The sequence below is a fragment of the Mycobacterium bourgelatii genome, assembly GCF_010723575.1.
Lineage (GTDB): Bacteria > Actinomycetota > Actinomycetes > Mycobacteriales > Mycobacteriaceae > Mycobacterium > Mycobacterium bourgelatii.
Window position 1 is genome coordinate 3347532 of record NZ_BLKZ01000001.1, and the last position, 15337, is coordinate 3362868.

11 protein-coding genes and 1 pseudogene are annotated in these 15337 nt (G+C 63.5%); 8 read left to right on the forward strand and 4 right to left on the reverse strand.

Going from position 1 to position 15337, the window contains the following annotated elements; translation table 11 throughout:
* The first annotated feature begins 320 nt into the window (after window positions 1-320).
* The 8 genes from G6N68_RS14575 (at window position 321) to mmpH (ending at window position 11315) form a co-directional block, all read left to right on the forward strand.
* Window positions 321-2000, forward strand: coding sequence for a PecA family PE domain-processing aspartic protease (locus G6N68_RS14575; protein WP_163713401.1), 1680 nt, complete (start codon window positions 321-323; stop codon window positions 1998-2000).
* 112 nt (window positions 2001-2112) lie between these two features.
* Complete coding sequence (locus tag G6N68_RS14580; RefSeq protein WP_163713404.1) at window positions 2113-2721, forward strand: TetR family transcriptional regulator; 609 nt, start codon at window positions 2113-2115, stop codon at window positions 2719-2721.
* Between the two features lie 250 nt (window positions 2722-2971).
* The gene (locus G6N68_RS14585; protein WP_240355476.1) at window positions 2972-3406 is read left to right on the forward strand and encodes an MmpS family transport accessory protein; all 435 of its coding nucleotides are present in this window, start codon (window positions 2972-2974) and stop codon (window positions 3404-3406) included.
* Window positions 3403-6330 (forward strand): MMPL/RND family transporter, encoded by a 2928-nt coding sequence (locus G6N68_RS14590; protein ID WP_163713408.1) that lies wholly within the window; start codon window positions 3403-3405, stop codon window positions 6328-6330. The genes G6N68_RS14585 and G6N68_RS14590 overlap by 4 nt, the downstream gene beginning before the upstream one ends.
* A 446-nt stretch (window positions 6331-6776) precedes the next feature.
* Window positions 6777-8027 carry an Rv1453 family transcriptional regulator gene (locus G6N68_RS14595; RefSeq protein WP_163718608.1) on the forward strand — a complete coding sequence of 417 codons (1251 nt, stop codon included), beginning with the start codon at window positions 6777-6779 and terminating at the stop codon, window positions 8025-8027.
* Between the two features lie 201 nt (window positions 8028-8228).
* Window positions 8229-9497 carry an MMP alpha-(1->4)-mannosyltransferase gene (gene manT, locus G6N68_RS14600; RefSeq protein ID WP_163713411.1) on the forward strand — a complete coding sequence of 423 codons (1269 nt, stop codon included), beginning with the start codon at window positions 8229-8231 and terminating at the stop codon, window positions 9495-9497.
* A complete protein-coding gene (locus G6N68_RS14605; RefSeq protein WP_163713414.1) occupies window positions 9491-10249 on the forward strand; it encodes a class I SAM-dependent methyltransferase in 759 nt (252 codons plus the stop codon). Before manT ends, G6N68_RS14605 begins: the two co-directional genes overlap by 7 nt.
* Window positions 10236-11315 (forward strand): MMP endo-(1,4)-3-O-methyl-alpha-D-mannosidase, encoded by a 1080-nt coding sequence (gene mmpH, locus G6N68_RS14610; protein WP_163713417.1) that lies wholly within the window; start codon window positions 10236-10238, stop codon window positions 11313-11315. Before G6N68_RS14605 ends, mmpH begins: the two co-directional genes overlap by 14 nt.
* Before the next feature lie 20 nt (window positions 11316-11335).
* On the opposite strand, the gene G6N68_RS14615 is transcribed toward mmpH, so the two are convergent.
* The 4 genes and pseudogenes from G6N68_RS14615 to G6N68_RS14630 all read right to left on the reverse strand — a co-directional run.
* Window positions 11336-11938 carry a class I SAM-dependent methyltransferase gene (locus G6N68_RS14615; protein WP_163718611.1) on the reverse strand — a complete coding sequence of 201 codons (603 nt, stop codon included), beginning with the start codon at window positions 11936-11938 and terminating at the stop codon, window positions 11336-11338.
* 150 nt (window positions 11939-12088) lie between these two features.
* Window positions 12089-12973 (reverse strand): universal stress protein, encoded by an 885-nt coding sequence (locus G6N68_RS14620; protein ID WP_163713420.1) that lies wholly within the window; start codon window positions 12971-12973, stop codon window positions 12089-12091.
* 172 nt (window positions 12974-13145) lie between these two features.
* On the reverse strand, window positions 13146-14798 hold the full coding sequence (locus tag G6N68_RS14625) for a sensor histidine kinase (RefSeq protein WP_205351481.1): 1653 nt from the start codon (window positions 14796-14798) through the stop codon (window positions 13146-13148).
* A gap of 140 nt (window positions 14799-14938) precedes the next feature.
* Window positions 14939-15322: pseudogene (locus G6N68_RS14630) on the reverse strand (erythromycin esterase family protein); the annotation flags it as partial.
* Between the last annotated feature and the right edge of the window lie 15 nt (window positions 15323-15337).

Consider the following 15337-nt stretch of genomic DNA (forward strand, 5'->3'; position numbering starts at 1 on the left):
TGCCCCTGCTGGGCACCCTGGGCATCGGCAACCACGGCACCTTCAACCAAGGCCTGTTCAACACCGGCAACCACAACATCGGCATCGGCCTCGTCGGCGACCACCTGATCGGCATCGGCCCACTGCACATCAACCACTAGACGCCGCGCGCTCAAAGGCCCCGGCCTGAAACAGGCGGTTAACCCCATGACCGCTGGGCGTAACCGGCTTTCTGTGAGTATGCGATGAGATGCAAAGGTGTTTGCGGAAGCCGCGCCAGCGGGGCGGGAAATGGTTAGGCTTCATCCACACAGCCGGGTGATTGACGCGAGAGGGGCAACGTGTCGTTCGTAACCGTGGCGCCCGAGTGGCTCAGCTCGGCGGCAGCGGAATTGGAGAGTATCGGCGCGGCGCTGAACGCGGCGAACGCGGCTGCGGCCGCCCCGACCACCCAACTCGCCGCCGCTGCAGCGGACGAGGTATCCGCTGCGGTCGCGACGTTATTCGCCGGGTTCGGCAACGAGTATCAAGCGCTCAACACGCAGGTCGGCGCCTTTCATCGGCAGTTCCTGTTGACACTGAACTCGGCCGCCGGCGCGTATGCCTCCGCCGAAGCGGCGGCGGCGGTACCGCTGCTGGACGAAGTCTTGGGTGTCATCAACGCGCCGACTCAATTGCTGCTGGGGCGTCCGCTGATCGGCGACGGAGCGCCTGGCACCGAAGCCAGTCCTAACGGCGGTGCCGGCGGCCTGCTGATAGGCAACGGCGGAGCCGGATATTCCTCGACGACACCTGGCGTAGGCGGCGGTGCCGGCGGCGCCGCAGGGTTGATCGGTAACGGCGGCGCCGGGGGTGTCGGCGGGGCGGACGCCGCTGGTGGGGCCGGCGGGGCGGGCGGATGGCTCATCGGCAACGGCGGCTGGGGCGGCACCGGCGGCATATCGACCACTCTTGATAATGGTGGGGCCGGAGGGGCCGGAGGCAGGGCTTACCTGCTGGGGACCGGTGGAAACGGCGGGGCCGGCGGCCTCGGCACGTCGGGGGAGCTTGGCACGGGCGGCGTCGGCGGCAGTGCCGGCCTGCTGTGGGGTGGCACCGGCTTCAGCGGACCTGGCCTAGACGGCCGAACGGTCCCGATGTCACTGGTCGCGGGCACCGAGCCCGTCGTGCAACTGTCGGTCAATGGTGGAAACTATGCGCCGATTCTGGTCGACACCGGATCCGAGGGCCTCGTCGTCCAGATGAAAGACATCGGCGGTCTACCGGGATTGCTGAAGATGGGCATCCCGACCGGCGGCGTCAGCGTCAGTGCCTACAGCGGCGGATTGACCTACCTCTTCGCCTCCTACCCGACAACGGTGGACTTCGGCAATGGCATCGTCGCCGGACCCACGAACGTCAACGTCGTGCTCCTCTCGATCCCGACGTCTCCGTTCGCGATGGGCGCATATATCCGAAACTTCTTGCAGAACCCGTTTGTCACCCCGTTCGACGCTTACTTCGAGACGGCTGGCGTGGACGGGGTTCTGGGCTTGGGGCCCAACGCCGTCGGCCCGGGTCCCAGCATCCCGACGCAGGCGTTGCCGGGCGACCTCAGCGCCGGCGCGCTCATCGACATACCGGGCGGCAGGCTGTGGTTCGGCCCGAACCCGCTGCCCAACCCGGCCGACAACATATCGATCGTTGGATCGCCAATTGCCAACCTCTGGGTGAAAGTTGGCGTCGCCGGAGCACCGCAGCAGGTCCCGTCCATCATCGACTCCGGGGGCGTGCAGGGCACCATCCCTTCATCCGTCATCGGCTCCGGAACGCTGCCCCCGAACACTTGGATTTATGTCTATGCGGATCAAGCGATGACCCAGCCGCTGTATTCGTTCAACACGAACAACTACAAGCCGACGGTGATTACCTCGGGCCTGATGAACACCGGCTTCCTGCCGTTCTGGTACCAGCCCGTCTACATCGACTACAACCCCGCTGGCGTCGGGACCACAATCTTCGATAAGCCGTGGCCGCCCTGAGTGTGAATCCCACGACATGACACGCCGATTCAGCGTCGCCTGATTCACGCTCGAGGGGCAGGTCACGCCCGTTCGGACTGCAAAGTTTGCAGAACGTGCAATTATGGTGGGCATGGCGAATCAGTTGGGCCTCCGCGAGCGACGGCGCCGCCAAACCAGCGCGGACATCCGTGGAGCAGCGGTGGAACTGGCGCAAGCGCGCGGCTGGGACAAGGTGACCATCGAGGAAATCTGCGCCCGAGCCGGTATCTCTGCCCGTACGTTCTTCAACTACTTCCCCAACAAGGAAGCAGCAATTGCCTACGGCCCTTCCGATCTCCCACCGGAGTTGGCAGACGAGTTCATCGCCGCCGGGCCCGCCCCGTATCCGGTGGTCCTGGCCGAACTGATCACGCTGGCAGCGCACCACCTGCGCGACATGCCACCGGAACGCGAACAAGCCGTGTGCATGCTGGACCTGGCCAAGACGACCCCGGCGGTGCTGGCGGCGTTCCTCGCCGACCTGGAGCGATTCCAGTCCCAGCTGACCGACATCGTCGCTCGACGCCAAGGCATGAGCCCCGACGATGAAATACCGGCACTGATATCGGCTTTGGCGCTGACGGCCGTGCGTTCGGGCATCGAGCGCTGGTCCAAGAGCGACCCCACCGACACCGACGACACGCCGATGCCCTACGTCGAGCGCGCCGCCGCACTGGTCAACAGCATCTTCACGCGGTAATTGACGTGACCGCCAACACATAAACTTGCATACTCTGCAAAAACTGCACATGATGTATCGTGACCTTTTGGTGACGTTCTGGTGCGGTCGCTCATCGCGGAGTGCGCCGTAGCCGGCGCCAGCGGTCGCGGACCATGCCCGGCCATGCCTGGGGCCTGATCGACCATCAATACGCATTACCGCTGTAATCCGTTGCAGCACCGTATATCTCGTGAATCACGCGCAGGGACGGGAAAGGAAATCGCCACGCATGGGGATATCCAAGATCGTGCGCAACGCGTGGTTGCCGCTGTTGATCGTGGCGGTCCTCGCAGTCGGAGGATTCGCCGTGACACGGGTCAAGTCCTTCTTCATCGCCGAGCAATCCGCCTCGGTGGGCGGTACGAAGGTCGATGACTCCAAGCCATTCAAGCCCAAGGTCGTCAAGTACGAGATCTTCGGCGCGGCGAGCCACGCCAACGTGAACTACCTGGATCTCAACGCCGAGCCCCAGCGGTTGGATAACGCGCCGCTGCCGTGGACTTTGGTCCTCACCACGACCGCGCCTTCGGTCTTCCCGACCATCTCGGCGCAAAGCGACGGCGATTACCTCGGTTGCCGGATCACGGTGGACGACGAGATCAAGGACGAGAGGATTGCCAACGGCGTGCACGCCCTGACCTCCTGCTTGGTGAAATCCGCATGAGTACCACCTCTGAAGACGTGCGAGCCGACGACGCTCGGACCGACGCCATTCCCGTCGCCAAACACGCAGCCCGGCCGTTCATTCCGCGGTTCATTCGCACCTTCGCCGTACCCGTCATCCTGGCCTGGATTGCGCTAATCGCCGTCCTGAACACGGTCGTGCCGCAGTTGGACGAGGTCGGGAAGATGGTCTCGGTCTCGATGAGCCCGGACGACGCACAATCGGTGATCGCGACCAAGCGCGTCGGCCAAGTTTTCCAGGAATACTCGTCCAACAGCTCGGTGATGATCGTGCTGGAAGGCGAGAATCAGCTGGGCGCCGAGGCCCACGCCTATTACGACCAGATCGTCAGGAAGCTCGAGGCCGATCCGGAACACGTTGAGCACGTTCAGGATTTCTGGAGCGATCCGCTTACCGGAGCCGGCGTGCAGAGCAACGACGGCAAGGCCGCCTACGTCCAGGTCTATCTCGTCGGCAACCTCGGTGAGACGAAAGCCAACGACTCGGTCGAGGCCGTCCAAGCCATCGTGGAAAGCGTCAAGGCACCCAACGGGGTCAAGGCCTACGTCACCGGACCTTCCGCACTAGAGGCAGACCAACACATCGCCGGCGACCGCAGCCTCCAAGTGATCACGGCCACGACGTTCCTCGTGATCATCGCGATGCTGCTGATGGTCTACCGCTCGATCATCACGGTGCTGATCACGCTGGCGATGGTGGTCTTGGAGTTGGCCGCCGCCCGGGGTGGTGTCGCATTCTTGGGCTACCACCGGATCATTGGGCTCTCCACGTTCGCGTGCAACCTGCTGGTCACCTTGGCAATCGCCGCCGCCACCGACTACGCAATCTTCCTGATCGGCCGATACCAGGAAGCCAGGGCCAACGGCGAATCGCGAGAAGACGCGTACTACACCATGTTCCACGGCACCGCCCACGTGGTGCTCGGATCCGGCATGACCATCGCCGGCGCCACCTTCTGCCTGCACTTCACCAACCTGCCGTACTTCCAGACGCTGGGCATCCCGCTCGCCATCGGCATGGTGGTCGTGGTTTTCGCGGCGCTGACGTTGGGTCCTGCGGTCATTTCGGTGGCATCGCGTTTCCGCCAGATCCTCGAGCCCAAGCGGGCCCAGCGGATTCGCGGCTGGCGCAAGGTCGGCGCACTGGTCGTGCGGTGGCCGGGACCGGTGCTGGTCCTGACGATCGGCATCGTGCTGGTCGGCCTGCTCACCCTGCCCGGCTACCGGACCAACTACAACGACCGCAACTACCTGCCCGCGGATCTACCGGCCAACGCCGGTTACGCGGCCGCGGATCGGCACTTCTCGAAGGCCCGCATGAACCCCGAGTTGCTGATGATCGAAAGTGACCACGATCTGCGCAATTCCGCTGACTTCCTGGTCATCGACAAGATCGCCAAGTCGATCTTCCGGGTGCCCGGCATCAGCCGCGTCCAGGCCATCACCCGACCGCAGGGCACGCCGATCGAGCACACCTCGATCCCCTTCCAGATCAGCATGCAAGGCGTCAGCCAGCAGATGACGCAGAAGTACCAGGAAGACCAGATCGCGGACATGCTGCGTCAGTCCGAGGAAATGCAGACGACCATCGACAGCATGATCGAGATGCAGGACATCACCGCTCAGATGACCAACGACATGCACATCATGGTCGGCAAGATGCACGCGATGACGATGGACGTCGCCGAATTGCGCAACCACATGGCCGATTTCGAAGACTTCTTCCGTCCGATCCGGGCCTACTTCTACTGGGAGAAGCACTGCTTCGACATCCCGGTGTGCTGGTCTTTGCGTTCGGTCTTCGACGCGCTCGACGGCGTCGACATCATGACCGACGACATCCAGAGCCTGATGCCCGTGATGGATCATCTCGACACGCTGATGCCGCGGCTGAATGCGCTGATGCCCGAGATGATCCAGAACATGAAGAACATGAAAACCATGATGCTGACCATGTATTCGACCCAGAAGGGTCTGCTGGAACAGCAACAGCGGGCGCAGCAAGACTCGGCCGCCATGGGTAAAGCGTTCGACGCATCCAAGAACGACGACTCGTTCTACCTGCCGCCGGAGACGTTCGACAACCCCGAGTTCAAACGGGGCATGAAGAACTTCATCTCCCCCGACGGCCACGCCGTGCGCTTTATCATCAGCCACGACGGCGATCCGATGACGCCGGAAGGCATTTCGCACATCGCCGCGATCAAGAAGGCCGCCTATGAGGCCCTTAAGGGCACGCCCATGGAGGGCTCGAACATCTACCTCGGCGGCACTGCGGCGACCTTCAAGGACATGCAGGAAGGCAGCAACTACGACCTTCTGATCGCCGGAATCGCTTCCATGTGCTTGATTTTCATCATCATGCTGATCATCACGCGAAGCGTGGTGGCATCGGCGGTCATCGTGGGCACCGTGTTGATTTCCCTGGGTGCATCTTTCGGGCTTTCGGTGCTCATCTGGCAGCACCTCATCGGCATCGAACTGCATTGGATGGTGCTCGCGATGTCGGTCATCATCCTGCTTGCCGTGGGCGCCGACTACAACCTGCTTCTGGTGTCCCGATTCAAGGAAGAGATCCACGCCGGCCTGAACACCGGCATCATTCGCTCGATGGGCGGCACCGGTTCGGTGGTCACCTCGGCCGGCCTGGTCTTCGCCTTCACGATGATGACTATGGCGGTGAGCAAGTTGATCGTCATCGGCCAGGTCGGCACCACCATCGGTCTCGGTCTGCTGTTGGACACGCTGATCGTCCGGTCGTTGATGACCCCATCCATCGCCGCGCTGCTAGGCAAATGGTTCTGGTGGCCCCAACGGGTTCGCCAGCGGCCCGTCCCGTCGCCGTGGCCCAAGCCGAGCAAGGACTCGGCCGAGGATGCCGAATTGGTGACAACCACCAGCTGAGCCCAGCCGAACGGCACCTGCGACCAGGTGCCGGAGGTTAGCCACCAGTCGTCGCGTTGGACGCCGACGGCACCTCCCCTCCCCTAACGCACGGGTCACTCCGCGGCCTTGACCGGCCGCCGGCCCCGTGCCCGCTTCCCCGGCTAGGGAGGCACATGACCCTCCGGGTCCCGTGTCTAACGGCCCAGCGGCGCCCGTCTCTTGAGCGAACCCGCAGTTCAAGGGGTGTTCCTACGGCCAAGGCGAGTCAGCCGCACATGTATCGCATACGTTTAGGTATAAGATGCTTGACTGTATAGGATACGTTTATGTAGCATTCTGGTTACTTGCTCCACCAGCGCTCAGACCCCACATCACCCGCAACAGCCCGCCAAACCGGCTCAACAGCATGCGAGATTCCGATGAAGCTGCGTACCCGCACCGCACCCGCAACCGAATGGCCGCCCATGGCAGATAGCCAGCTGACTCCGCGGATTCGTGAACTGATCCGCCAGGGAGCGTGGATGGCTCTCAACCCCAGCCCGGAGTGGCTGGAAGAGCTCGACCAGGCCACGGTGGTCACCGATCCCACCATCATCGAAAACCCCGCTCTGGCCCAATCGGTCAGCTTGTCCAACCGCACGACTCTGATCCATTTCGCGACCGCTCACCTGCGTGCTCCGGGCGCGCCGGTGGCCCCCTACCTCGGCCCCGAACCGCTGCGCATGGCGCGGATCCTGGCACGCCGCGACGTCGGTATCACCGCGTTCGACATCTATCGCGTCGGCCAGAACCTTGCCCTGCAACGTTGGACGAATATCGTTTTCGAGCTCACCTCTGACCCGGACGAGTTGCGCGAACTCCTCACCGTGATGGCGCAGTCGGCCAGCGATTTCGTCGACGCCACGCTCGTCGGAATCAGCCGGCAGATGCAGCTGGAACACCACGAGCTGGCCCAGGGCGTGCTGGTCGAACGCCGCAAAATCGTCGAGCTCATCCTCGACGGTGACTCGATGCACCACAGCCGCGCCGAAGCGCGCCTCGGTTATGCCCTCAGTGGACGACACACCGCCGCCGTCATCTGGTGCGATCAGTACGAGGACGAGTACCACCTGCTGGACAGGATGGCCGAGGAACTCAGCCAGGCCGTCGGGTGCCCGCGCTCACTGATTGTGACGTCCAGCCCGGCAGCTCGCTGGGTGTGGATGAAGGACGCCGGTCCCTTCGAAGCCGACAGGATCCGCGACTTAGTCGAAAAGACGCCCGGCCTGCGGATCGCCCTTGGCGAAACCGCGCAGGGTATCGAGGGCTTCCGCCGCAGCCACTTTGATGCGCTCGCAACCCAGCAGATGATGGTGCGGCTGCAGTCGCGACAGCAGGTCGCATTTTCCGACGACGTCCACATGATCGCCCTCTTGACCCAAAGGCCGGATCGGTCAGACGAATTCATCGAAAAGACGCTGGGCGCTTTCGCTTCGGCGAGCGACGTACTGCGCAATACGCTGCTGACCTACATCAACGAGCAGTGCAACGCCGCGCGCGCTTCCCAGCAGCTCTACATCCATCGCAACACCTTGTTGAGCCGTCTGGACGCCGCGCAACGGCTTCTTCCTCGGCCGTTGGAGCGCAACACCGTTCGTATCGCCGTCGCGCTCGAAGCACTGAAATGGCACGGCCCGCGCACTCAAGTGCCGCCCAGCGAGAGCAGTATGGCGTAGCTCACACCGCGACCGGCACGCCCTGACGACGATCCCTCGTCCGTCGCCCACCTGCGTTTGAGCACGCCATACCACGTTAGATATGGTGGACAGGTGTCCAGTTTGCGATGGGGGGCTGTAGCAGTGCTGCTAATCGCAGTGGAGTCAGGAGCGCCCCTCCGCAGCCGTTTTGCCCCCGGATAAGGCTCGGAAGGGTTAAGTATGCGAATTGCCTTACTGTCCTACCGCAGTAAGACCCATTGCGGCGGACAGGGCGTCTACGTGCGCCAGCTCAGCCGCGGCTTGGTTGACCTTGGCCACGAGGTCGAGGTGTTCTCCGGACAGCCCTACCCGGAACTGCTCGACCCTCGAGTCCGGTTGACCGAGGTTCCGAGCCTGGACCTGTATCGAGAACCCGACCCTTTCCGAGTCCCGTGGCCGAGTGAGATTCGCGATTCGATCGACTTGCTAGAGCTCGGCACCATGTGGACCGCCGGGTTCCCGGAACCCCGCACCTTCGCATTGCGGGCCGCCCGGCTGCTGGCAGACCGGGCTGCTGACTTCGACGTCGTGCACGACAACCAATGCCTGGGAACCGGCCTGCTCACCATTGCCGGCCGCGGCATGCCGGTAGTGGCCACCGTGCACCATCCCATCACCCGGGACCGCGCCCTTGACCTCGCCGCCGCACCGTGGTGGCGGAAACCCCTGGTGCACAGGTGGTACGGCTTCTCCACTATGCAGAAGAAGGTGGCGCGTCAGATCCCTGACCTGCTGACCGTTTCGTCGTCGTCGGCAGCCGACATCGTCACCGACTTCGGCGTTTCGCCTGACCAACTCCACGTCGTGCCCCTCGGGGTCAACACCGAGTTGTTCCAGCCGGGAACCCAGCCCCGACAGCCCGGCCGGATCATCGCGATCGCCAGCGCCGACACCCCACTCAAAGGGGTGAGCACGTTGCTGCACGCGATCGCTCGACTTCGCGTCAACCACGACCTCGAATTGCGACTGGTGGCCAAGGTAGAACCCAACGGCCCCACCGAGAAACTCATCGCCGAACTCGGCATCTCCGACATCGTCCACATCGCCAACGGGCTTTCCGATGCCGAACTGGCGGCGTTGTTCGCCTCCGCCGAAGTAGCCTGCATTCCCTCGCTCTACGAAGGGTTTTCGCTGCCTGCGGTGGAGGCGATGGCGAGCGGCACCCCCATCGTGGCCAGCCGGGTGGGCGCACTCCCCGAGGTCGTCGGCACCGACGGCGCGTGCGCCGAGTTGGTTCCTCCGGCCGACGTCGCCGCCCTGACCCACGCGCTCGGTGACCTACTCGATTCGCCGGAAAAGCGGCGCAGCCTGGGCAGCGCGGGCAGAAAGCGCGCGGTGAACGTCTTCAGCTGGGACGCCGTGGCCGCCCAGACCGTGCAGGTGTACGAACGGGCCATCGCCCGCAAGGCCACTACCGCCCGGGAAGCCGACGGGACCACCCAATGCTGACAGTCGATTTCGACCGACTGGGCATCGGGCCGTCCACCACCGTCATCGACGTGGGTTGCGGGGCCGGCCGGCACGCGTTCGAGGCATACCGGCGCGGGGCCGACGTCATCGCCTTCGACCAAGACGCCGACGAATTACGCTCGGTGGACACCATGCTCAAGGCCATGGCCGAGGCGGGCGAAGCGCCCAATGCGGCGTCCGCCAAAGCGGTTCTCGGTGACGCGCTGCACCTGCCGTATCCAGATGAGACCTTCGACTGTGTCATCGCCTCGGAAATTCTGGAACACATACCGCAGGACGACGCAGCGATCGCCGAACTGATCAGAGTGCTCAAAGTCGGTGGCACCCTGGCGGTCAGCGTCCCGCGATGGCTGCCCGAGCGGGTGTGCTGGCTACTGTCTGATGAATACCACAGCAACGAGGGTGGCCACGTACGCATCTACCGCGCCAACGAGTTGCGAGACAAGATCATCAGCGGTGGAATGGAATTGACCCATTCTCATCATGCGCACGCACTGCATTCCCCGTTCTGGTGGTTGAAATGCGCTGTCGGCGTTTCGAACACCGATCATTTCGCCGTAACGGCATATCACAAGCTCCTGGTGTGGGATCTCATGCAACGCCCGAGGATCACGCGGATGGCGGAGTCGCTGCTCAATCCGCTGGTCGGCAAGAGCGTGGCAATGTATTTCACCAAGCCGCAGACCGTAGAAAGTGAAGCGACGCAGGGGTATTCAGTTGCATCTGGCTAAAGCTCCGGCGGTTTCGGGAATCCTGACTTCCGAACAATCCCGACAGACGGCGCTGTCCATTGCCGCGTCCCAGGAATCATCGGGCGCCATCCCGTGGTTCGAGGGCGGACACACCGACCCATGGGATCATGTCGAGTGCGCGATGGCGCTCACCGTCTGCGGCTTGCTGGAACCCGCACGGGCCGCGTTCGACTGGTGTCGACGCACCCAACGAGCCGACGGTTCCTGGCCGATCCAGATCCGCTCGGGGACAATCGAAGACGGCAACAGCGACAGCAACTTCTGCGCCTACATCGCGACCGGCGTATGGCACTACGTGTTGGTCACCGGCGACAAATCCTTCGGTGTGGCGATGTGGCCGACGGTGCAAAAGGCGATTGATTTCGTCATTGACCTACAAGTCGGTTATGGCGAGATCTGTTGGGCTCGAAGCGCTGCCGGCCCGCTTCCCGAAGCCCTGCTCACCGGCAATGCGAGCGTCTTCCACAGCATCCGGTGTGCGCTCGCACTGGCCGAACTGGTCGGGGAACCGCAGCCGGAATGGGAGTTCGCGTTAGGCCGACTGGGCCATGCGATCACCGAGCACCCCGAGGTGTTCACCACCAAGGATCGCTACTCGATGGACTGGTACTACCCCATTCTGGGTAGCGCGCTGCGCGGCCCGGCGGCCAGCGTGCGAATCAAGCAGCGCTGGAACGACTTCGTGGTCGACGGCCTCGGCATTCGCTGCGTCGATGACCGACCGTGGGTGACCGGCGCCGAAACCTGTGAACTGGTGATGGCGCTCGACGCCATCGGCAAGCAGTCGGCCGCACAAGAGCAATTTCGCGCGATGCAGCACCTGCGTGAGGGCGATGGGTCCTATTGGACGGGTTTGGTCTTCGCCGACGGCAAGCGTTGGCCCGAGGAGCGCACCACCTGGACGGGTGCAGCTATGATCCTGGCCGCCGACGCACTGTCGAACACCACACCTGGTGCCGGGATTTTCCGCGGCGACCACCTGCCGATGGGATTGCAGGCCGACTTCGATTGCGAGTGCATCGCGGCGGGCCCTCGCCGGTCCTAGGTCAGCAGCCGCGAAAGCACTCACGCAGGGATTTGCTCGCCCGCCTGCCCGCCGGTCCGTTCCAGCACCCGTAGCGAGCCTGTCACCGCGACCTCTTGAAACTGACCAGAATCGATTGCTCGGCAATAGATTTCGTATGGCGGTCGACCGCCGTCCTTCGGGTCCGGGAAAACATCGTGGATAAGTAGAGCCCCGCCCGGGGTCACCCACTTCGCCCATCCGTCGAAGTCCTGCCGCGCGGCGGTCTCGGAATGTCCGCCGTCGATGAACAAGAACTGCAGCGGAGTTCGCCACGCCCGAGCCACAATCGGGGACTTCCCCACCACGGCGACGACGTGGTCGCCCAGCTCGGCGGCGTCGAGCGCGCGCCGGAACGCCGGCAGCGTGTCGAACAGGCCCGTGACCTCGTCGACCAGCGACGGGTCGTGGTATTCCCAGCCGACTTGGTGCTCCTCGGAGCCATGGTGGTGGTCGATCGTGTAGATCACCCCGCCCGTCTCTTGGGCCGCTGCCCCTAGCAGCAAAGTCGACTTGCCGCAGTAAGTTCCGATCTCGACGCCGATGCCACCGTCGAGGTATCGACGCGCGGCCTCAAAGAGCGCACGGCCTTCATCGGGGGGCATGAAACCTTGGACTTGCTCGGCAAGGGTAAACAGTCGCTCGGTAGCACTAATGGAGTCGGCAGTCACGAATCGACCCTATCGGTCGACTATCCGAGCCCAACAAGCCGGTGCAGGCCGTACGTGACAAAGGGCGGGCGTTCTAGCGCGCTTCTAAGACGGCCGCGCTATCACTATCGGCGACTGGACCGAATGCAGGACGGCGTTGCTGACCGAACCCAACAGTGCGCCGCTGACATGGCCGCGACCGTGGCTGCCCACGACGACCAGCTGCGCGGATTCGGATTCCTCGATCAAACGTCGGGCCGGTCGATCGCTCACGACGCATCGGCGCACCGTCACATCGGGATAGCGCTCGTGCCAACCGGCGAGACGTTCGGCCAGGACTCGCTCAGCTTCCTCGCCGGGCGCAGACCAATCCAGATCTGCAATTTCAGTGACATCGATATCGCTCCATGCGTGTACCGCCCGCAATTCGACACCGCGGAGCGCGGCTTCTTCGAAAGCGATCGCTGTCGCGAGCTCCGACGCTGGCGAGCCATCAATCCCCACCACGACGGGACCTTGCGCAGGAACGGGGCGCGACGGATCTTCCTCACGGATCACCGCGACCGGACATTTCGCGCGCCTGGCCAAAGCGGAGCTGACGGAACCGAGCAAGCCGCGGGCCAGCGCTCCCCTGCCGCGGCTACCCACGACGACGATCTCCGCTTCATCGGATACTTCCATAAGCGCGGGTTGCGGTGGCGCCCAGATTAATTCACGCTTGATCTCCACATTCCGGTCGTTCGATAAGACTTCTTCGACCATCTGGTACGCACGTTCGAGGACTTGGCGGCCGTCTTCTTCTCGCCATACCGAGATGCCGGTGGGCATCGGCCCCGTGGGCCACATTGGAGTCAGGTTCACCGCGTGGACCAAGGTCAACGAGAGGTGCCGCAGCGCGGCGTCCCTCGCGGCCCACTCCACGGCCGCGTCCGATGCGGCGGATCCGTCGACCGCGACGACGATGCCATAACGCTTGATGGCAGTTGACATTTCTTCTCTCCCCTCAGCAATTGCTTGATAGCACGACCCGCACCCCAAAGCATCCCGTCAAGACGGCGACGACTTGATGTTGTGCACCGGCACTCGTTTTCCCGTCGCCGACGCGGAATGACCCCGGATTGCCCACAGCGCCCGTGATTTGACCACGCGAAGCAGGAACGCATCATCGATCGGGAAGGGGCACCGTCCAGCAGACCCGAGTGCCCCCCTCCGGCGGACTCGCGACTTCGCATGTGCCGCCGAGTTGTTCGGCACGACGCACGATGTTGGCCAAGCCGCTGTGCCGACGATTGCCGACCGGTATGCCACACCCGTTGTCGGTGATGGCCAACGTAAGCATGTCGGCGGCGCTGACTTCGACCGTCACCCTCGAAGCGGATGAATGGCGCACCACGTTACTGATGGCCTCGGTCGCGACCGCTTCGGCGTGTTCGGCGATCTCGCCATCAATGGCACTCATTGGGCCGTCAATGTGGACGGTAGTCACGATGTCCCGATCCTCGGTCAGGTCGGCCACGATCCCTTGGAGGCGGTGGCGGAAGCCGCCATCGGAACCCGACGGCAACTTCAGCTGAAAGATCGTGGTGCGAATCTCCTCGATGATCCCCTGTAGATCGTCGAGCGTGCGGTTGAGCCGGCTGACGACCTCAGGTGAACGTGCTCGAGCGAGAGTGCCCTGCAAGTCCATCCCAGCGGCGAAGAGCCGTTGGATGACGTGATCGTGCAGGTCGTGTGCGATGCGTTCGCGCTCAGCGAGAATGGTCAATTGCCGCGCATTTTCCTGGCCAGAGGCCAACATGAGGGCGATGGCGGCGTGGGTGGCGAACTGGCCGACCAGATCGAGATCACTACTGTCGAACGGCGTCTGATAGGCACTGCGTGCCAGGGCGATGACTCCGGAAATGTGATCGTGGGCGCGCAACGGCATCACGATGGCGGAGCGCTGCCCGACGTCGGTGAACGCCTCGATCGGATACTTCAGGGATTCGGTGATCAACGGCTGCCCGGAGCGAAAGACGCTGCCACTAGTGGAATTTTCCACCGGGACTCGATGACCGATGACGTCGTCGGCGTTGACCCCTACGGCCGCAGCGACGACCAATGTGTCGGTTTCTTCCGGCGGCAGGTCAGCGTCGATCGGTATGAGGACGATGGCCTGCTCGGACTCTGTCAACGCGCACGCGCGTTCAGCGATCAGCTGCAACGGTCGCCCCCGCCGCTCTGTGCTGGAAACTAGTAAGGCGGTGGTGATTTCGCGACTAGCTTCCATCCACTTCACCGACGTGCGTTCGCGCGCAAACACCTGCGCATTGTCGATGGCGACGCCGGCCGCAAATGCCAAGGCACGAGCCGCGAATTCATCGGATTCAGAGAACGCCCGGTCCGGGTCGACGTGGGTCAGATACAGGCTGCCGAACACCGTCCCGCGGATCGTGATCGGCACACCCAGGAAGGCGCGCATCGGTGGATGGTGTTCCGGGAAGCCGACGGCGGCCGGATGCGACGTCAGGTCGTCAAGGCGTAGCGCCGGCGTCTCGCTGAGCGACAAGCCCAGCACCCCCTTGCCCACTGGCAGATGTCCGATCCGCTGCGCGGTCGCCTCGTCTATCCCGGCATGGACGAACCGCAGCAAAGTTCCTTCGGGATCCCGGACAGCAAGTGCCCCGTACGGAGCAGAAGTCAACTCTCTAGCAGCGAGGATGATCCGTCGCAAAGTCGCGTCGAGGTCAAGGTCGGAACCGATCTCGACGATCACGCGTAGCAATTGCGCCATTTGATCGCGCGCCGCCAACAACTCGTCGAGTTGCTGGTGCATCTGGCTCACCAGAGCTGGCCGACCCAGTCCGGCGAAAGCCGAGCCGCCTTCGTCGCTGGCCACCTGAGTCAGACCTTCCACGACGGCTACTGGCGTAGCGTAGTTAGCGTTGCGGGCTTACAACGCCAGTTGCAGACTACTCACGATGATGTGGCCCGACCACTGTTTGACGCGGAGGTTAATAACAGCGCACGCGGGGGCGACGAAGACTGCCACCTCCGTGCGCCGCCGCCCCATTCGCTCGCGGCGGTGACGGTGCCGGTGTACGTGCTTAGTCCGATGAGGCGACATTCGTCACCGTATCGTTCCCGAACAAGTTGCCCCAGGCTGAGCTGACCGTCTGAACTAACTTCGGTCGCTCGCGCGTCACCCACGTGAGAATTGTGAGCCCACACGACTATTCGGGATGACGCACTCTGACTGTGGCGATCCAGATGCTTCAGCAGCGCGTCCAGCGTCTGCGCCATATGCCGATCGCGCAGATTCCAGGAAGTGACGCGACCGCTGAACATCGCACGGCAGTATGTCGCGTAAGTCGT

Bases quoted from the DNA above. Each gene is read 5' to 3' on its own strand.
- G6N68_RS14615 (WP_163718611.1), bottom strand. From the start codon at position 11,938: ATGCCCCCCGATGAAGGCCGTGCGCTCTTTGAGGCCGCGCGTCGATAC.
- manT (WP_163713411.1), top strand. From the start codon at position 8,229: ATGCGAATTGCCTTACTGTCCTACCGCAGTAAGACCCATTGCGGCGGA.
- G6N68_RS14585 (WP_240355476.1), top strand. From the start codon at position 2,972: ATGGGGATATCCAAGATCGTGCGCAACGCGTGGTTGCCGCTGTTGATC.
- G6N68_RS14580 (WP_163713404.1), top strand. From the start codon at position 2,113: ATGGCGAATCAGTTGGGCCTCCGCGAGCGACGGCGCCGCCAAACCAGC.
- G6N68_RS14605 (WP_163713414.1), top strand. From the start codon at position 9,491: ATGCTGACAGTCGATTTCGACCGACTGGGCATCGGGCCGTCCACCACC.
- G6N68_RS14620 (WP_163713420.1), bottom strand. From the start codon at position 12,973: ATGTCAACTGCCATCAAGCGTTATGGCATCGTCGTCGCGGTCGACGGA.
- G6N68_RS14590 (WP_163713408.1), top strand. From the start codon at position 3,403: ATGAGTACCACCTCTGAAGACGTGCGAGCCGACGACGCTCGGACCGAC.
- G6N68_RS14595 (WP_163718608.1), top strand. From the start codon at position 6,777: ATGGCAGATAGCCAGCTGACTCCGCGGATTCGTGAACTGATCCGCCAG.
- G6N68_RS14625 (WP_205351481.1), bottom strand. From the start codon at position 14,798: ATGCACCAGCAACTCGACGAGTTGTTGGCGGCGCGCGATCAAATGGCG.